18 protein-coding genes are annotated in these 18769 nt (G+C 51.3%); 4 read left to right on the top strand and 14 right to left on the bottom strand.

Annotated features, from left to right (window positions below; genetic code table 11):
* Positions 1–31 precede the first annotated feature (31 nt).
* The 4 genes from ACFVTB_RS10965 to ACFVTB_RS10950 all read right to left on the bottom strand — a co-directional run bounded on the left by ACFVTB_RS10965 (position 32) and on the right by ACFVTB_RS10950 (position 1959).
* Entirely contained in the window at positions 32–409 is a 378-nt protein-coding gene (locus ACFVTB_RS10965) for a YtxH domain-containing protein (protein ID WP_387748388.1), read from the bottom strand.
* 31 nt (positions 410–440) lie between these two features.
* The gene (locus tag ACFVTB_RS10960; RefSeq protein WP_387748386.1) at positions 441–905 is read right to left on the bottom strand and encodes a DUF948 domain-containing protein; all 465 of its coding nucleotides are present in this window, start codon (positions 903–905) and stop codon (positions 441–443) included.
* A 200-nt stretch (positions 906–1105) separates the two neighbouring features.
* Positions 1106–1528 (bottom strand): DUF86 domain-containing protein, encoded by a 423-nt coding sequence (locus tag ACFVTB_RS10955; RefSeq protein WP_387748384.1) that lies wholly within the window; start codon positions 1526–1528, stop codon positions 1106–1108.
* Positions 1529–1671: 143 nt separating this feature from the next.
* Positions 1672–1959: a Dabb family protein gene (locus ACFVTB_RS10950; protein WP_387748382.1), complete on the bottom strand. Its 288-nt coding sequence runs from the start codon at positions 1957–1959 to the stop codon at positions 1672–1674.
* Positions 1960–2065: 106 nt separating this feature from the next.
* On the opposite strand from ACFVTB_RS10950, the gene ACFVTB_RS10945 reads away from it, so the two are divergent.
* Positions 2066–2320, top strand: a complete 255-nt coding sequence (locus ACFVTB_RS10945; RefSeq protein WP_387748380.1) for a hypothetical protein — start codon at positions 2066–2068, stop codon at positions 2318–2320.
* Positions 2321–2360: 40 nt separating this feature from the next.
* Here ACFVTB_RS10945 and ACFVTB_RS10940 read toward each other — a convergent pair whose 3' ends face one another.
* From ACFVTB_RS10940 to ACFVTB_RS10915, 6 genes are all read right to left on the bottom strand, one after another.
* Positions 2361–2750, bottom strand: coding sequence for a cytochrome C oxidase subunit II (locus ACFVTB_RS10940; protein WP_387748378.1), 390 nt, complete (start codon positions 2748–2750; stop codon positions 2361–2363).
* 134 nt (positions 2751–2884) lie between these two features.
* The gene (locus ACFVTB_RS10935) at positions 2885–3289 is read right to left on the bottom strand and encodes a YhjD family protein (RefSeq protein WP_387748376.1); all 405 of its coding nucleotides are present in this window, start codon (positions 3287–3289) and stop codon (positions 2885–2887) included.
* Positions 3290–3420: 131 nt separating this feature from the next.
* Positions 3421–3813, bottom strand: a complete 393-nt coding sequence (locus ACFVTB_RS10930) for a phage holin family protein (RefSeq protein ID WP_387748374.1) — start codon at positions 3811–3813, stop codon at positions 3421–3423.
* A 196-nt stretch (positions 3814–4009) separates the two neighbouring features.
* Entirely contained in the window at positions 4010–5905 is a 1896-nt protein-coding gene (locus tag ACFVTB_RS10925; RefSeq protein ID WP_387748372.1) for an ABC transporter ATP-binding protein, read from the bottom strand.
* Positions 5902–7632 carry an ABC transporter ATP-binding protein gene (locus tag ACFVTB_RS10920; protein ID WP_387748370.1) on the bottom strand — a complete coding sequence of 577 codons (1731 nt, stop codon included), beginning with the start codon at positions 7630–7632 and terminating at the stop codon, positions 5902–5904. The genes ACFVTB_RS10925 and ACFVTB_RS10920 overlap by 4 nt, the downstream gene beginning before the upstream one ends.
* The gene (locus ACFVTB_RS10915) at positions 7626–8114 is read right to left on the bottom strand and encodes a MarR family winged helix-turn-helix transcriptional regulator (protein WP_387748368.1); all 489 of its coding nucleotides are present in this window, start codon (positions 8112–8114) and stop codon (positions 7626–7628) included. The genes ACFVTB_RS10920 and ACFVTB_RS10915 overlap by 7 nt, the downstream gene beginning before the upstream one ends.
* 286 nt (positions 8115–8400) lie before the next feature.
* Between ACFVTB_RS10915 and ACFVTB_RS10910 the strand changes: the two genes are divergently transcribed.
* Complete coding sequence (locus ACFVTB_RS10910) at positions 8401–8892, top strand: C40 family peptidase (RefSeq protein WP_387748366.1); 492 nt, start codon at positions 8401–8403, stop codon at positions 8890–8892.
* Between the two features lie 1625 nt (positions 8893–10517).
* Here ACFVTB_RS10910 and ACFVTB_RS10905 read toward each other — a convergent pair.
* The gene (locus ACFVTB_RS10905) at positions 10518–11450 is read right to left on the bottom strand and encodes a manganese-dependent inorganic pyrophosphatase (RefSeq protein ID WP_387748364.1); all 933 of its coding nucleotides are present in this window, start codon (positions 11448–11450) and stop codon (positions 10518–10520) included.
* A 238-nt stretch (positions 11451–11688) separates the two neighbouring features.
* Here ACFVTB_RS10905 and ACFVTB_RS10900 point away from each other — a divergent pair, with 238 nt between their 5' ends.
* Complete coding sequence (locus tag ACFVTB_RS10900) at positions 11689–12462, top strand: Cof-type HAD-IIB family hydrolase (RefSeq protein WP_387748362.1); 774 nt, start codon at positions 11689–11691, stop codon at positions 12460–12462.
* Positions 12463–12621: 159 nt separating this feature from the next.
* Here the strand turns inward: ACFVTB_RS10900 and ACFVTB_RS10895 are convergent, their stop codons facing one another.
* Positions 12622–13404, bottom strand: a complete 783-nt coding sequence (locus tag ACFVTB_RS10895; RefSeq protein WP_387748360.1) for an SDR family NAD(P)-dependent oxidoreductase — start codon at positions 13402–13404, stop codon at positions 12622–12624.
* A 132-nt stretch (positions 13405–13536) separates the two neighbouring features.
* On the opposite strand from ACFVTB_RS10895, the gene ACFVTB_RS10890 reads away from it, so the two are divergent.
* The gene (locus ACFVTB_RS10890; RefSeq protein WP_387748358.1) at positions 13537–14226 is read left to right on the top strand and encodes a metal-dependent hydrolase; all 690 of its coding nucleotides are present in this window, start codon (positions 13537–13539) and stop codon (positions 14224–14226) included.
* 210 nt (positions 14227–14436) lie between these two features.
* Here the strand turns inward: ACFVTB_RS10890 and ACFVTB_RS10885 are convergent, their stop codons facing one another.
* Together ACFVTB_RS10885 and ACFVTB_RS10880 are read right to left on the bottom strand one after the other, a co-directional pair.
* On the bottom strand, positions 14437–15552 hold the full coding sequence (locus tag ACFVTB_RS10885) for a response regulator (protein ID WP_387748356.1): 1116 nt from the start codon (positions 15550–15552) through the stop codon (positions 14437–14439).
* Between the two features lie 2 nt (positions 15553–15554).
* Positions 15555–18662 carry an ATP-binding protein gene (locus ACFVTB_RS10880; RefSeq protein WP_387748354.1) on the bottom strand — a complete coding sequence of 1036 codons (3108 nt, stop codon included), beginning with the start codon at positions 18660–18662 and terminating at the stop codon, positions 15555–15557.
* Positions 18663–18769: the final 107 nt, after the last annotated feature.

The raw sequence follows: 18769 nt of genomic DNA, 5'->3' as shown, positions 1-18769 counted from the left end.
TTGAACCTCCGCGCTTGGCTGCTTCTTGAATTTATTCAACCGTTACGGGCACACGCTCTTCCTCTTGCGGCGCAACAACAGCCTCCGCATCGATATCGTCTGCAATCTCCTCTGCTGACAATGGCTTGCGGTCCCGGACGATGTCCGCCACGGAAATAGCCGCTTCCTTTGCCTTTCCTGCAATATGAGATGCTTGATCGCCGATTTGCCGAGCGATTCTGCCTGTCGTATCGCCGACTCGATTCGCCGCTCTAACGGTTGATTCTTGAACCTTGTGCGCCCCTTCCGCCAAGTCCTTACGCAATTCCTTGCCCGCTTTCGGCGCGAGCAGCAAAGCGGTGATAGAGCCTACAACCCCTCCCGCTAACGCCCCGTAAATAAAACCTCTCGATTGTTTGCGTGCTGACATCAATGAATCGCTCCCTTCGTTCTGGATGACGCTATTCGTCCGGATGCGCGGCATCGGCATCGTTTCGGCGCTTGCGATTAGTTTGCCATAGCTGCCAGGCGGCCATACCAAGCTCCGCCCAATCTAAAGCTTCCTCGACACGCCGTTGCCCAGAATCCCGCTCCGCATGGCGCGAAACAGACTTTGCCAGCACGGCGGCAGCCTCATTGGCCGCTCGGGAGGCGTGCTCGATCGTTCCGCCGATATGAGACGCAGCTTCGAAAAGCCGATTGACTGAGTGCAGCTGCCGATTAACCGTCCGGATCGTTTCCTCAGCCGGTTCGGCAATTCTCTCCAACCGTTCCGCTGAACCTTGCAGACGGCGGCTCAGCTCATCGGCCGCTGACTGTACCTTTGCTAGCTTTATCATAGCTGCCCTAGCGAACAATAACAGACCGATCGTCAATACAGTGAATGCAACTGCAGCTGAAGCAGCGCTCCATTCCACCACGCTCATGCGCTCCCCTCCCGTTATACCGTCTGACTTGCTTAACTCTGCCGTCAGAACCGGGCGAATGCCCATTTCGTATTAGCATTATAAGCAGCATAGGCTTGTCTTGACACAGTATGCGGAGGAAAACTTTCTTACGCGACGGGCAGCCAAGTCAAATAAAAAGCGCGGCTGCCTGTCGGCAACCGCGCTCTGCTTTTCTTCTGTTAAATGAGCTCGCGTTCTATGTAGCTCTCAACCGCTTCTTTATAAACCAGAAGCTGTTCGGACAGTTCCTTTGTCATCGGATGAAGCTGTTCCCGGTCCCAAGTGAAATAGTCCTGCACAAGCGGCCTGCGGAGCTTGACCAGCTCGATGAACGTCTCCTGCAAATGCCGCGGAAATACGCCCTCTTCGCCTGTAATTTCAATAATGTCTTCATAACTGCTTGCATCCCGCATAATAAAACCGTCAATCAGAAAGCTTCCTACATCCGTTATCGTCTCGGCAGCCAGATGAAGCGCCCGTTCCTGCGCAAGCCCTTCAATCAACGTACCTTGCCAGCCGTCGGCTAGCGTTCGAAGCGCTTCCGAAATGGCCGGAATAGCCTGCAGTCTCACTCCGATTTGTTCTTGGTTTACGTAATACATGGCCATTCTCCCGCTTTCAGTCTTGCTTTTTGTTTTTAGCCTTGCGTTTCAGCCAAGCCACCATGATGACGCTGCTGGCTAAGATGACGATCAAATAGGTCATCATTTCATATACGTCACGCATTCCCCCGCCAACGTCCTTTCTAGCTTTCGAAATCTACGCTGGCCGAAGCTTCGCGCACTTGGGTCATATACTCGATCACTTTTTGATGCTCCGGATGCACCTGATAAACATTCAGCGCGTCCAACGAATCGAATTTTGTAATGAGCGCGATATGATACGAACGTTCGGAGTGCAGCACGTCAATACCGACTTCAATGTATTTCAAAACGTCGATTTTTCCCTCCATGTTGCGGAGCACTTGCGCGGTTTTTTCCACGTTTTCTGGACTGCCGTCCTTTAATTTAAAAAATACGATATGTGTAATCATAATTCCCGTTCTCCCTTCGTCGAATGACAACTATCCTTTTGTCACATAATAACCCAAGAAACCGCATTACGGCAACACGCCCTAACGTAGAAAGGATCGGTCCGCTATGCGATATACGGTTACTATCGCCGCTACCCTTATCGGTCTCGCGCTATGCCTGTACAATTCAACGGGCTACGACCCGCATAATTTCGTCTTCTTTATGTTCAGCATTCCTGCATGGTTCGCCGACCTGTTCGTCGATATCCACGATGTCAGCGTCATGCTCATGTATGTGCTTACCGTCATTAGCTGGGCCGCGATCGGCCTACTTGCCGATTGGCTCATCGCCAGAGGAAGAAGCCGTCGCCGTGCAAGCTAATAAGCAAAGAGGAGCCGTTAGGCTCCTCTTTCTTTACGTTTTACGCTGCTTCAACAATCAGTTTCGTTTTCATTTCCGTATGGCCCGCTCCACATGGAACCGAGCAATGGATAATATATTCACCCGGCTTGTCGAACTCCAGATTGGTCTCCAGATTATCTCCTTCGAGGTCAACGTTCAGCTCGTCGATCTTAATGCCGTGAACGCCGCTTTTATTCTGAAGCTTCAGAATAACCTTGTCGCCGACTTTCACTTTATATTCTTCTTGACCGAACGTGAAGTCGCTGTTCGCTTCGACTTTCACCAATACCGTTCCTTCCGGCAGCGCAGCCGACTCGTCAACCGGTTTCTCTGGCAGGCCGAACGTCAGCAAATACACTCCCAGAAGAGAGGCTGCTGTCAATAGAATGAACATAATCCACTTTTGCATTACTCCGTGCTCCCCTTTACGAACGTTGTGTTTGCTTCTTATATTACATAAGATCGTCCGAAGTTCACAACCTTAAACTTCTTTTCAAGGAAAACTTTTTACTCTTTTATGACAAAACCATGAACTTTCTGTGATCATGCTTGAAAATATCGCTTCAACACCCTTTCGGATTCTGCTTTCACATGACTCCAAAGCATACGAAACGTATGGCGGTAGCCGCGGCAAACATAATCGACATCGACGCCGTCCGTGCCGCGCCTCTCCTCCAGCAGCTTGATGCCCTTCTCTTTAAACCGCTTCCTAAGCGCAGCCTGATCGAGCAGCACTCGATCCTGAACACCTCTTAGCATCGATTCGTACAGGCGGGGCAGCTTGATCGCAGATGCTCCGATCGAACGAATATCATGGTCCAGCACCCGCATCACAACGCCCAGCAGCACATACTTCTTGACCGATTCAAGCTCGTCCTCCGTCTGTACCGGCGGCCGGGCAAGCGCTAACGCGCCGCCGCTTCCGCCGAATGTCGTCCCTTTGTCCACCGTTATGGCCACCTTTCTATAACAAGAACATATGTTCTTATTATAGCCGATCCACTTCCTTTTAGGCAAGCCTTCGAAAATAAGCGTCTACCCTTCACCTCTGTCCGTTCCACGTTAATGAATCATTGCATCTACTTTTTCTCTTTTAAAATTTCAATGATTTTACGAATCCGATCCGGCATTGGCAGACCGATTCGGCCGTAATTTTCGGTAATTGAAATCAGTTCGTTCGCGATATAAAAGTAAATGGCAGCGCCCATTGTCACATCGGGCAGGTTCAAAAGCAGATCGACACGGTGAGCTAACAGAACAACAAGCAGCATTAATCCTTTCCGTGCGAGCCCCCATGCGCCAAAAGAGCTGTTTAAGCCGCGCCCCTCTCTTAATGACGCCAATACCCCCGATAAATAGTCGAGCCCCATTGCAACGACAAGAACGGTCAGAGACTCGTCCCAGCTGCCGAAAGCGAATGTAATAATCGAACCCAATATAGCGCTGACGGAACAGACTTTAATTAATGGCAAGCTTGCCACCCCTCTCCCTCGATAGAATCGCTATTATTCTATGCCGGAGAAAAAAAGGTTGTCCTCAACTAGCATACAAAATGCGAGCGTATTTTCAGTTTTCGAGTTTATTGGGCAAGCTTGACGTTGTATGGACGAAAAAAACTTCCGATCCGTGTCATCAACGGAATCGGAAGTTTCTTGCCTTGCATCGCCCTTACCCCGCTTCGACGCTGTCTTTAGGCGCCTGGCCGGTGAATTGGCTGTTGTACAAATCCGCATAAAATTGCCCCAACGCAAGAAGCTCGTCATGCGTGCCTTGCTCGATAATTCGACCTTTGTTCATCACAAGAATTAAATCGGCGTCGCGTATCGTCGACAGACGGTGTGCGATAACAAAGCTCGTTCGGCCTTTCATCAGCTCGCCCATCGCTTTCTGAATGAATATTTCAGTCCGCGTATCGACGCTGCTTGTCGCCTCATCAAGAATAAGAATGGAAGGGTCGGCCAAAATCGCCCTCGCAATCGTAAGCAGCTGCTTCTGGCCTTGCGAAATATTGGTTCCTTCCTCATTCAGCACCGTATCGTACCCCTCCGGCAGCGTCCGGATAAAGTGATCGGCATGAGCAGCCTGCGCCGCTGCAACGATTTCCTCATCAGAGGCGCCTTCCCGTCCATAGCCGATATTGTCCCTAATTGTGCCATTGAAGAGCCACGTATCCTGCAGCACCATCCCGAACAAACGGCGCAGCCCGCTGCGTGAATGCATCGTAAGCGGCACACCGTCAATCGTTATCCGACCGTCGCTCAGCTCGTAGAAGCGCATCAGCAAATTAATAAGCGTCGTTTTACCGGCTCCGGTCGGTCCGACGATCGCGACGGTTTGACCTGGTTTGACCTCAACATTCAAATCTTCGATTAAAGGAGCGTCCGCGCTGTAACCGAAGGCGACATGCTCGAACCGCACCTCTCCGCGGGCCGAAGCGTGATCAGCCGCATGATTCTGGTCTGGCGTTTCCTCTTCTTCGTCCAGCAGTTCGAACACCCGTTCCGCAGAAGCGATCGTCGATTGAATGACGTTCGAAATATTCGCCAGCTGCGTAATCGGCATTGTAAACTGGCGCACATATTGAATGAAGGCAAGGATATCGCCCAGCTCGATTGCTCTGCGCGTTACGAGCAAGCCGCCTACGATGCTTACAAACACATAGCCAATATTGCCGATAAAGCTCATAACCGGCATAATAATGCCAGAAATAAACTGGGCTCTCCAGCCCGATTCGTAAAGCTGTCCATTCATTTCGTTGAACTTTTCGATAGACCGTTCCTCACGACCGAACGCTTTTACAATCTGGTGGCCTGTAAACATTTCCTCCACATGACCGTTCAGCTTGCCAAGCTCGGCCTGCTGTCTGATGAAATAAGTCTGCGAACGCTTGGCTATGATCGCTGTTGCGACCAAGCTGACCGGAATGGTCAGGAAAACGATTAACGTCATCAGCGGACTAATCGTTAACATCATTACGATAACGCCAATAAGCGTGATAATCGATGTAATAAATTGCGTTAAGCTTTGCTGCAGCGTCATGCTTATATTGTCGACGTCATTAACGACGCGGCTTAAAATTTCGCCGTTCGAACGGGAATCGAAATACTTAAGCGGAAGCCGTTCGAATTTCGCGTTCACTTCCTTCCGCAAGCCGTAAACGGTCCGCTGCGCCACTCCCGCCATTAAATACTGCTGCAGATAAGCGAATATCGAGCTGATTAGATACAGCAGCACCAGTTTGATTAATATGGCATTTACCGCATCAAAATCGATATGCGCATCAGGAATGCCCTGCATTTTGGCCAAAACGCCTTTAGACAGCTCCGTGAACGCCTTGCCCATAATATCGGGACTCAAAATAGTAAAAACCGTACTCAGCGCAGCCGTCAGCAGCACCAATAACAATTTAAAACGATGCGGTTTTAAATACGTGATGAGCCGAAAGAGCGTTCCTTTGAAATTTTTCGCTTTCTGGACGGGCATGCTCATGCCCATACCCGGTCCCGGACCGCCCATGCCTCTGCCCGGCCCTCTTGGCGTATGCCTCTCCGATTGTCGGCTCATGCGATCTCCTCCTCCGACAGCTGCGATGCGACGATTTCCCGATAAACGCTGCAGCTTTCCATCAACTCGCGATGATTGCCGATGCCCGCGATCAGCCCTTCCTCCAACACGATAATACGATCGGCGTCCATGACGGTGCTGACGCGCTGAGCGACAAGAATGACGGTCGATTGGCCGATTTCCGGTCGCAGCGCAGCCCTCAGCTTCGCATCGGTTTTAAAATCGAGCGCAGAGAAGCTATCGTCGAACACATAAATATCCGGCTTTCTCACTAACGCTCTAGCGATGGACAGTCGTTGCTTTTGCCCGCCGGAAACATTGATCCCGCCTTGCGCAATGACCGAATCGTAACCTTGTTCCATAGCTGTGACGAAATCGTCGGCTTGTGCAATGACCGCCGCCCGGCGCACTTCTTCTTCCGTTGCGTCCTCTTTGCCGTATCTGATATTATCCGTCACCGTGCCTGTAAACAATACCGCCTTCTGCGGCACAAAGCCGATTCGCGAGCGGAGACTGCGCTGGGTCATCTGCTTGACGTCCTGCCCGTCAATCAATACGGAGCCGTCACTCGTATCGTAGAAACGCGCAATTAATCCGACTAACGTTGATTTGCCCGAACCCGTACCGCCGATAATCGCCGTCACCTCTCCAGGTCCCGCGTTAAACGAAATATGGCTTATAGCGGCCTGCTCCGCTCCCGGATAGTGGAACGTCACATCGCGAAACTCAACCCGTCCTTGACCAAGACCGGCCGCTTCCGCCGCATTCGGCGCGTCTTTCATCGAAGGCGCCATCTCCAGCACCTCGTTAATCCGTACAGCCGACGCTTGCGCGCGCGGCACCATAACAAGCAGCATTGACAGCATCAGCAGCGAGAACATAATTTGCATCGCATACTGAATAAAAGCCATCAGCGAGCCCGCTTCCAAACTGCCATTGTCGATGCGCATGCCCCCGAACGCGATAATCGCAACTGTCGAGAGATTCATGACCAGCATCATTAGCGGCATCAGTACCGCCATTATTTTATTGACCTTAACCGCCGTTTCGGTCAAATCGGTATTGGCCTCGTCGAACCGTTTTGCTTCATGCTTCGTCCGGTCGAACGCGCGGATGACGCGAATGCCGGTTAATCCTTCTCGAAGCACCAAGTTCAGTTTATCGAGCTTCACTTGCATCGCTTTGAACAGCGGTATTCCTTTGCGCACAACGCCATAAATCGCACCTGCGAGCACCGGCAGAACGACGACCAATATGAGCGAGAGCTTTGCGTCTTTGGAAACGGCCATAATGATTCCTCCTATGCACATCATAGGAGCCATGACCATCATTCGCAGGATCATCATTAAAACTTGCTGCACTTGCGTAATATCGTTTGTCGTACGCGTTATTAAAGAAGCGGTGCCGATCTTATCGAATTCCTGCATCGAGAAATGCTCAGCATGACGAAACATGCCTTCCCGCAAACGCTTGCCGAATCCCGACGCCGTTTTGGCTGAGAAGAAGCTCGCGATGACCGAGCAGCATACGCCCACTGCCGATACGACGAGCATAAATCCGCCGATCTTCCAAATATACCCGGTATCGTTTGCCGTCACGCCCTTATCTACAATGTCCGCCATTAAAGTCGGGAGATATAAATCTGCGAGCGTCTGCAAAAAAACGAAAACGAGCACCATCGCCACCTCCATGCGGAAATGGTTCAAATATCGAAAAAGCTTTAACAAGTTTGCTCGACCTCCTGCCGTTCTGAACGATTGCCCTGCTGCTCAAAATAGGTTTTTGTCTTGAGCAGCAGCCTCGTAAAATGCTCCGTATCCTGTTTGCCCAAGTATGCTGCCAGCCCCTCCAGCCTCTCCTTCAGCATCGCGGCCGCATGTGCTGCGCGTCGCTCACCCTCCGGAGTCAACGCAAGCAGAACAGAACGCCGGTCCTTTGGATCCGGTCGCCGTTCTACCGCTCCAGCCGACTCCAGCCGGTTAATCAGCTGCGTTGCCGTCGGCGAGGTGACATGAAGCAGCTTGCTCAGCTCCGACACCTTCACCCCGACTCGCTCCCGCACGACCGACATGTGCTTGATGCACATAAGCGCCTGGAGCTCGCTCCGGCTGCCGTTTTCCGAGGAGTATTGCCAATGCTGTTTATGAAACAGCGTGAATGCTTCCAACAGCTTCATCGTATCAAGCTTCCACTCCTGTTCCTCTATCAATACGTATCCCTCCGCTTCCAAAAAATCGCTATTTGTTTTATGAGTAAAATAATAGGCAACCTAATTATAATCAAGCAAATGAAACAGCGTCAAATTAAATGAGAAAGGAATGTTGCATTTATGAACGTATTCTCATAAAACTCTCATAATGATTAAACCGCACCCGTGGTTAGGGATTTCCGCTCTAATTGGAACAAATTAGCGGATTAAAGTTATGTTATAGTGGTTCCAGTCGAGATGAACCTCAAATTCGAATAAAATTGAATCGAAAGGATATATTACATCTATGCGAACATTTAAACTTCCTGGTATTAAGAAAATAATGAAATTGACTATCTGCGCCACCATTGGTTTTTCCGCTTTTGCGTTTGGCTCCTTGGCCGATAAAGCCCAAGCTGCAACGCCCGAATCGCTAGCACTTATCGACAGCGGTAAAAACTATATCGGAACGCCTTATAAATTTGGAGCTCCCGTTGGCGTTACATATGCGTTCGACTGCTCTTCCTTTACAAAGTACATGTTTAATGGACTAGATATCGAGCTGCCAAGAACGGCCGGCGAGCAAGCAAACGTAGGCAAGAAAGTAGCAAAAGGTGAGCTAAGCGTGGGCGATCTCGTTTTCTTTAAAACAAACGGAAAAAACATCAGTCACGTCGCCATTTACGCCGGCTCCAACAAGATGCTGCACAGCTCCAGCAGCCAAGGCGTAACGCTTTCGAACATGAACTCTGCTTACTGGACGAAAAATTATGTTACGGCTCGCCGTGTGATGAGCTAATTTCCATATTGTAAAAAGCCCGGCCGCTGAGCCGGGCTTTTTTTGTCGTGAGCCGGGGACGAGGGCAACGCGTTGGGTGATGTCTGCTCCATGTTAGTTGGCCTTTTTGCAGCCGATTGTTAGTTGCGGTAACTCTCTTGAGGAGTATGGCGTTATGGGCGCGGATAGTTTTCCGGCTCATGGAGGCGCGATTGCGACGTTCTCACTGTTGTAAGGCTCCTTTGAGCCTTACAGCGCGACTCGGGCGTACTTTTTGCCTCTGTAAGGCTCCTTTGAGCCTTACGCTCGACTTGGACGCGGTTTTCGTCTCTGTAAGGCTCCTTTGAGCCTTACAACTCGACTTGGACGCGGTTTTCGCCGCTGTAAGGCTCCTTTGAGCCTTACAGCTCAACGTGGGCGTACTTTTCTTCTCTGTAAGGCTCCTTTGAGCCTTACAGCGCGACTCGGGCGCGCTTTTCGTCTCTGTAAGGCTCTTTAGAGCCTTACAGACGACTCGGGTGTGCTTTTTGCTTCTGTAAGGCTCCTTTGAGCCTTACAGACCGACTTGGGCGTGCTTTTTGCCTCTGTAAGGCTCCTTTGAGCCTTACAGCTCGACTTGGACTCGGTTTTCGCCTCTGTAAGGCTCCTTTGAGCCTTACAGCTCGACTCGGGCGCGGTTTTCGCCGCTGTAAGGCTCCTTTGAGCCTTACAGCTCGACTCGGGCGCGCTTTTCGCCTTTGTAAGGCTCCTTTGAGCCTTACAGCTCGACTCGGGCGCGCTTTTCGCCTCTGTAAGACTCCTTTGAGCCTTACAGACCGACTGGTGAATGTAGATCAAAAAGTACGCTTTAACAGCCATCCTGCTGCAATAAAACAAACACAACATTGTCTCTTTGTAAGACGGTACCCCTCTGTAAGAAGACTTACCGGCATACAGGGGCACGAATCGACTTTTCCACCTCTGTAAGACGGTTTTCCGCCTTACAGGGGCTCGATTGCGACGGTTTCGTCTCTGTAAGACGGTTTTCCGCCTTACAGGCTCGCAATTGCGACGTTTTCGTCTCTGTAAGACGGTTTTCCGCCTTACAGGCTCGCGTTTGCGACGTTTTCGTCTCTGTAAGACGGTTTTCCGCCTTACAGGGGCTCGATTGCGACGGTTTCGTCTCTGTAAGACGGTTTTCCGCCTTACGAGCTCGCGTTTGCGACGGTTTCGCCTCTGTAAGACGGTTTTCCGCCTTACAGGGCTCGATTGCGACGGTTTCGTCTCTGTAAGACGGTTTTCCGCCTTACAGGCTCGCAATTGCGACGGTTTAGACGCTGTAAGACGATTTTCCGCATTACAGACTCGCGATTGCGACGGTTTCGTCTCTGTAAGGCGGTTTTCCGCCTTACAGGGGCACGATTGCGACGGTTTCATCTCTGTAAGACGGTTTTCCGCCTTACAGGCTCGCGATTGCGACGGTTTCGTCTCTGTAAGACGATTTTCCAGCTTACAGGCACGCGAAGCGGAATATTGAGGAGCGACGAGCGCACCTGTTCGCGCGGTGTCCCCTTCACTCACTCCCTTCACCTCAATCAGCCATAAAAAAAGAAGCTCCGGCAACGGTTGAGATACCGTGCAGAGCCTCTTTTTTACTATATATATGATTACAGGCTGCTGAGCGTCTCCGTCAGTACAGGAACGATTTGCGATTTCCGGGAAACAACGCCTTTCAGCACCGCTTTGTTATCGACCAGCGATACGTTGTAAGCCTTCTCTACCGCTGCCGTTTTCGCACCAAGGGTCAGAGCGACCGAATCGCTGTTCAAAATGTCGGTTACGACGAATACGAACAAGTCCAGTCCTTTCGACGCGATAATGCCGTTCAGCGCCGCTTCCAGCTCTTGCTGGCGAACGAGCACATCGTTCACGTCGATCGCGTTCACTTGTGCGATTTCAACTTTGTAGCTGCCCATTTGGAACTCTTTCGCGTCCAGCGAGATGAGCTGCTCGATCGTTTTGTCGCGCAGGTCGGCGCCGGCTTTCAGCATTTCCAAGCCGTACGTTTGCGCGTCCACACCTGCGATTGCAGCAAGCTCGTTAGCTGCAGCGATATCTTGCTCCGTGCACGTTGGCGATTTAAACAGCAAAGAATCGGAAATGATGGCCGAAAGCATCAGACCGGCAATGTTTTTGCTAACCGCAATGCCGTTTTCTTTGTACAATTTATTCAAAATGGTAGCCGTGCAGCCTACTGGCTCTGCGCGGAAGTAAAGCGGCTGCGCCGTTTCGAAGTTGGCGATGCGGTGGTGGTCGATGACTTCCGTCACGCGCACTTGATCGATATCGGAAACGCTTTGCTGGCGCTCGTTATGGTCAACCAGAATAACGCTGTTTACTTCGTTCGCTACCGTCGAAACAAGACGCGGAGCTTCCGCGTTAAATGTACGCAGTGCATATTCCGTCTCACCATTCAATTCGCCAAGGCGAACTGCCTCTACGTTCGCTCCAAGCTGCGTTTTCAAATCGGCATACGCAATCGCGGAACAGATCGTGTCCGTATCCGGATTTTTGTGCCCGAAAATCAATGTTTTTTCCATTGCCTGCATTCTCCTTATTCGTTCGATATTGTTGACGAGACTTGTTCGGACAAGCCCGCTCGTTACCCAAACTCGATTATAGCGCAAATTAATATTTATTCCTATTCCTTTACAGAGAGTAATACAGAATGTCATCTTTTTTATGCCCGCCGAGTCTTGCCTATTTTGCCGTGCGGATGGTATAGTACGACAATAATAGAGAGATCGTCTACACAACATCGGGATAGGAGAGATCATCATGGCCTACAAAATCGCTTTTTTTGATATTGACGGTACGCTTGTGAACGAGGAAAAGCAAATTCCGCAAGACACGATCGACGCGATTCAAGAAGTGCAGGCAAAAGGGATCGAAGCGGTTATCGCCACCGGCAGAGCCCCTTATTTCTTCGCAGCGCTCGCCGAGCAGCTTGGCATCGATTCCTATGTCAGTCTGAACGGCGCTTACGTCGTATACAAGGGCAAGCCGATTTACAGCAACCCGATTCCGCAAAAGGACATGGAAGCGCTCGTCCGGCATGCCGGGCAGCATGATCATAAGCTCGTATTCGAAGGGCATTCCGCTTTTTATGCAAACGACGACGTCCACCCTTCCGTTATTCAAGCAGTCAAGTCACTGCGCGTCGAACTGCCCGGCTACGACCCTGATTTTTGGAAAAAGGAAGACATTTATCAAGCGTTCCTTCATTGTGAAGCGGAGGAAGAGCACTTGTATGAGGACGCGCTACCCGGTTTGCGGCTGATCCGCTGGCATCCTTCAGCAATGGATGTGCTGCGCGAGGACGGCTCCAAAGCAAAGGGTATTCAAGCTTTGCTTGAAAAGCTCGGCCTGTCGACCGACGATGCGATCGCCTTTGGAGACGGCTTGAACGACAAGGAAATGCTCGAAGCGGTAGGACTCGGCATCGCGATGGGCAATTCGCATGAAGAGCTGCTGCCTTTCGCCAATTACGTCACCGCACACGTGAACGAAGGCGGCATTCGCCAAGGGCTTCAGCACGCAGGATTGCTGTAACGTAAATTAATATAGAAATGATCCGTATGCAAAAAAAAGCCCGCAAGCAGCAGTCACGCTGTTTGCGGGCTTTTAGCTGTTGCAAGCTTTTAACTGTTTGCAAGCTTTCAGTTGTTTACGAGCCCTTTTATATGAAGAAAAACTTTCAAGCTAAAAAAACTAAAGAACCGATGATTTACCTCCGTCGATATTGATCGCCGTGCCTGTTACGTAGGACGCCGCGTCCGAGACGAGAAAAGCGATCGCCCGGGCAGCCTCCTCAGCTTCGCCGATCCGGCCGAGCGGAATACCGTGCCCCGGCAGCGCGGAAAATTGCTCCCACGTCAGCTCTGAATGACTAGACTGCCACATCCGTTCGATTTGCGCACTGCGAATGAGCCCGATGCAAACGGCGTTTACGCGAATGCGATTGCCTGCCAAATCTTTGCTCATTGCTTTCGTAAGCGCAAGGCCGGCTGCGCGGCTGACCGAGGTCGGCAGCGACGACGCTGGAGGCGTCTTGCCTGCCACTGCTGTGACATTTACGATCGCTCCGCCCCCCGCCTTCTTCATATGCGGCAGTGCCGCCTTCGCGAAATGGACGGCTCCAAACAGCTTCAAGTCGAGATCGTCCAACCAGCCTTCCGCTTCTACGCGCTCAAAAGGCGCTGCCGCCGATGTGCCGGCATTGTTGACGAGAATATCAAGACTCCCAAAATGTTCGGCCGTCAGTTCGACCGCCCGCTCACATTGCTCACGCTTCGCAACGTCGGCCGCGATCGTCAGCGGTCTGCCACCCGTCTGTTCCTCTATTCGAGCTGCGGCTTCCTCAAGCCCTTTCTCATCACGAGCGACGATTGCAACCTGCGCTCCTTCCGAGGCCAGCAGCAGTGCCGTCGCAAGGCCGATTCCTTTGCTTCCTCCCGTTATTAAAGCCACCTTACCCTGCAATCCTAAATCCATTCTTGCTCGCCTCCCATCTCATATAATTCCATCATAGCATATTTAGAACCCGCTGCCTTGCTTGCCGATGCGTTTACTTGACTTTGAATCTTCCTATCGGTATGGTGGAAATAAAAGGAGGCGTTATTCATAGTGGAACTGATCTATCATGGCCATTCTTGCATCCAGTTGTCAGCAGAAGGTAAATCGCTTGTCATCGACCCGTTCTTGCGAGGTAACGAGCTTGCCGTTACAAAACCGGAAGACGTGAAAGTCGATGCCGTATTGCTTACACACGCTCATATAGACCACATTCTCGACGCCGCACCAATTGCTAAAGCGAACAATGCGCCGGTCGTCGCCAACGTCGAGCTGGCTGCCTACATGTCTTGGAAAGGCGTGTCGACGCTTGACATGAATATCGGCGGCACGATCGATCTCGGGTTTGCGCAAGCGAAAATGATTCAAGCAATCCACAGCTCCGGTATTGTCGTGCCCAAGGAGGAGCGCGTTATCTACGGCGGTATGCCGGGCGGCTACATCGTAACGATTGGCGGTGTTACCGTGCTCCATCCAGGCGACACGGCACTGTTCAGCGACATGAAGCTAATCGGCGACCGCCATGAGATCGACGTTGCGCTCGTCCCGATCGGCGACCATTATACAATGGGACCGGACGATGCGCTGCTCGCCGCGGAATGGTATCAGGCGAAGCTGACGATTCCGATCCATTACAATTCGTTCCCGGCCATTCGTCAGGACGCCGAGCAGTTCGTCGAACGACTAGCGGCGAAAGGGTTGCGCGGACAAGTGCTGCAGCCGGGACAAGCCATCTCTCTATAACCCGCAATCCTGATTCTCGGTTCAAAAATACCATAAAGAAACCCGGTGTCATATGACGCCGGGTTTCTTCATGCTGTCTACAAAGCCCATTTCGAGTGTTCATTGAATTCAAAAACACAGAAACCATACGAAAATGCAGAAGATCGCCTACCTCGCCTTATGCTGCTAAGAAGAGGGTTCAAACTTTAAATCAGTACTTGATTTCAGCTATCACTGCTCTGCCAATCCTGTATACAAACGTTCTACAAACTCCGTTAATCGGCGATCCGGCTTGATGCCAAGCTCCAGCTGTAAATGCTCCTCCATCCGGCGATAGGATCGCACAGCTTCATGGCTTCGTCCCAGCTCCGAGAGCAGCTTGATCATCTCGAAATAAATATCCTCGCGAATCGGATCGAGCCGGACGATCTCTCCAAAGTAATGCAGCGCATTTTGAGGCTGCCGTCCCGCCAGCTCATAGCTTGCGGCAATCTCCATCAGCTCTATGTAATGGCGCTCCAGCCCCCGCGCCTTATCGACAGACCAGTCATAAGCCTTCCCCTTCAACAATGCACCGGTATAAAGCGCCTCAGCCTGCGTGATCTGCCCTGCGCTGTCCATCGGCGCCTGACGAATCTCCTTTAGCAATCGCTCGAATAGATAGAGATCGCAATCGACATCCGATTCGGTCAATTTGATCTCTTCGCGTGTAGAGTGAATCGATAAGCCCGCTCCGCTGTCGGAAATCGCTCTTCGCAAGTAATAGAGAGTGGAATTCAGATTTTTCCATGCCTTTTTCGGTTCCAGATCCGACCAAAGCGTCTCGACAATCTCGTCTCGGCTGGCCGTTCGTTTGTAGATGAGAAAGGCAAACAGCTCCTCGGTTTTAGGACTTCGGAATTTAAGCGGCTCCGAACTGCTTTCAGCATAGATATGCAAGCCGTTGAACATGCGGATATGTAAGCTTGCCTGCTCCCTCGCGGTTGCGGCTCTTACGGGGATTTTGCCCAGTGTCTGCTCGAGCCGATGAGCTGTCACCGGCTTGAGCAAGTAGTCGAGCGCATTGACATCGAAAGCTTGAACCGCATAATGATCATAGCCTGTTGCAAATACAATATGAATCGACGGATTGATTTTCTTGAGCATGATAGACAGCGACATACCGTTTATTTCCGGCATCGATATGTCCAGAAAAGCGACGTCAATCGCGTTTTCCTCCGCAAACACGTAGGCTTCAACCGGATTTATAAAGGTATGGCAGCTTTCAAGTCGCCCACTTTCGGTCAGCAGCCGTTTAAGCCTTTTAATAGACAGTTCTTCATCATCAACGATCATTACCCGCAGCACTGTTATCCCCCACCTGTTTGACCTGATGTAATTGGAAGTGAAAAGACAACCTTCGTCCCCTTCCCTTCCTCACTCTCGATATGCAGCTGCGTACCGTATAGCAGCCGCAGCCGCTGACTGATATTCCATAGTCCTACGCCCGATACTTCGCTATCCGATCGTTCGATTTGTCCCAACCGCTCTGCCTTTATGCCGCAACCGTTATCTTCTATGACAAATCGCAGCGTATCGGCAGATTCCTTCGATATTTCAATTCGGACGGTGCCGCCGTCTACCTTGGACATAAGCCCGTGCCTGATCGCATTCTCCACAAGCGGCTGTAGAATTAACGGCGGAATGCCAATATTGGCATTCAGGTCGGCATTAATGCGATACTCCACTTGCAGCCGCGACCCGAATCGCGCTTCTTCGATGCGCGTATACGTTCGGACGAGCTCCAGCTCATTCCGAAGCGTAGTCAAGGAATGAAGCTGCTTGAAATCAAAGCTGCTTCGCAAATAGGCTGACAGTTGAAGCGTCAACTCTTCCGCCCGCTCTGCGTTATCCACGCACAGCTCGGCAATCGCGTTAAGCACGTTGTATAAGAAATGCGGGTTAATCTGAGACCGCAGGAATGCGATTTCCGCTGCTCTGGCCTGACGAACGGAGGCTCTTAATCCGGTCAAGCTCCTGACCCTAGCAAGCAACTCGTCCGCCTCGAACGGCTTGCCGACATAATCGTTAGCCCCTTTCTCGAGCGACAACCGGGCATCGGACAATCGGCTGCGCGCCGTCAGCATCAGAACAGGCAGCTCGGCTGCAGAGTACTTGCTGCGCAATTGTCCAAGCACTTCATAGCCGGACATATCCGGCATCATAATATCGAGAATGACCAGCGATAGATCACGCCTTCCGTTAATTTGCTCAAGCGCCAGCTGCCCTCGGTTTACGACGATGAGTGTGTAGCCGTCAAGCCTGAGCAAATTCATCATCGATTGCAAATTGGCATAATCGTCATCGACAATCAGCACCGTCTCGCCGAGCTCCCCCTCGATTACGATTGGGTAGTCTGGCCGCTGCGGGGATGCCGTACCCTCCCGGGCTGCAGCCTCCAGACGAAGCGTGCGGACATCCGTCTCATCCGCAAGCGGCAGCGTAAAGGTAAAGGTGGAACCCTTTCCCGCCTCAGAGCGTACGTCTATGCTTCCTCCCTGCAATTCAACAAGCTTCTTCGTAATGCTCAGTCCAAGCCCCGTTCCTCCGGCTTTCACCGCTTCCGGTGCGTCCGCCTGAGCAAATGCCTCGAAAATCTTTCCCTGCTGTTCCTTTGGAATGCCGATCCCGGAGTCGGTGACCGTAATTTCCGCTAAGCCCTTCCTCAACTTCGCATCGATCTCAACGGCACCGTGCGCCGTAAATTTGACGGCATTGCCGATCAGATTGTGCAAAATTTGCAGCAATCGGTTATTATCCGCATGCACAGGCGGAAAATCGATACGCACATGGTTGACCAGTCCAACTTGGTTGCTGCCGAGCAAAAAGGAATGGATGTTGACCACTGCATCTACAGCCGCCTTTAAGTCAATGCTGGCGGGATACAAGGAAATATCGCCATTTTTCAGCTTCGAATAATCGAGCAGTTCATTGACCATATGCGTAAGCTTGCGGGCGCTGCTGACGACAATGGCCAAATTTTGCTCCTGCTTGCCGTTCAACGGACCCGCAATCCCTCTGAGCAGCGTATCTGTAATATTGACGATGCCATTGAGCGGTGTCTTGAGCTCGTGCGAGGTAAACATCAGAAACTCTTCTTTCATCTGATTCGTCCGCTCCAGACGATTCTTCATTTCGTTGATGGTACGGTAAGCGGCAAAGAAGCGAAGCAGGACAAATAATATAAGCGCTATATTAAAAATGAGAAGATAGAGCTGGCTTGCCCATAATTGATCCTTCCAGAAAAGCGAGAACAAATAGATATCGATTGAATATAAATTGACGCAGAGCAGCGCGATGAACAGGAGCAGCGAGCCGCTTTGCATCTCCGCCTTCCTTATATAGCTTTTGACGCTGCGCACAAGCATCCAAAGCGCGAGAAGCTCGCAAAGAACGACAATGAAGGTATATCCGAGCACATAGGTACGCATCGGCAGCACCGCGATCAGCAAGAACAAAACTCCAAGCGACGCAGCGGCTGTACAGGCTTGCTTAAAGGAAAGCACCGATTTCTGTATATGATAAAACAAGAATGTCAGCGCCATATAATAAATGATGGAACTCAAGTCCTTCAGCTTGTACAGCTCGGCAAAGGACAGTCCCGGCAGCACAAGAAACAACGCCCGCTGTCCCATCAATCCATTATAGACCCCATAGATTATACAAATGATAGCCATAGCCAACAGCGTGTAGTCCTTGCCTTGGTAAATGGCTGCCACGATAAAAAAGATAAAATAAATAAAGGCCAGCGTAAACAGCATGGCGATGATGCCGAACTCGCGCGCAAGCATGCCGTCACGTTCGGCCAGCATCGCCTTCTCCTCGCCCAGATACAGCGATAATGGAATTCCTCCATGAATGTAGTCATGATTGGCGACCTGCACCACAATCTCTATGGTTCCGTCCGACGGAGGCACCCGAACCAGACTGGGCACGTTGCCCGGCTCGTAATCGGCCGCGTCCAGAGCCGGCTTCCCATCCATATTCTGGAGTTGACCGTTAATATAGATTGCGCTGGAAAAGCGAATATTGGTCTTTTTAACCGCAAGCTCCACATCTTTAGGGGCATGAAGCAGAAGCAGCCTGTAGGTTGCGGCCCCGTACGCCGGGAGCGGCTCACCGGCTACAATCTTGCCTTTCCATTGTGACGGTACGTTCATGAAGCCGGACATCTCGGACAGGCTGCCCTGTCCGGCAGCAAATTGCTCCGGTTCAAGCAGGCGATTCCAATAAAACGCCCACTCGCCGTCTAGCGCAACTTCCGGCGTCTTGTTCCTATCCCAATCAGCCAAGTCAAGCACGCCTTGATGCGCCTGCAGCTCTTGCAGCTGCTTGCCTCCGCCGAGCAACATCGATAACGGTATAAATGAACAGGCCGCAATGACAATGAGGCCTAAAAATATCGTTCTTTTGAACACGAGCTTCCTCCCCCGGCTCCTTCACATGCTTTATTATGGTAATTCTACATATTGCGACAGAAACCTTCCATCCCTCCTAAAGAAGCAGACCCGGCCGAATAGCCGGG

It is taken from the genome of Paenibacillus sp. NPDC058071, from assembly GCF_042885235.1.
Taxonomy (GTDB): Bacteria; Bacillota; Bacilli; order Paenibacillales; family Paenibacillaceae; genus Pristimantibacillus.
This window is presented reverse-complemented; position numbering and strand designations above follow the sequence as displayed.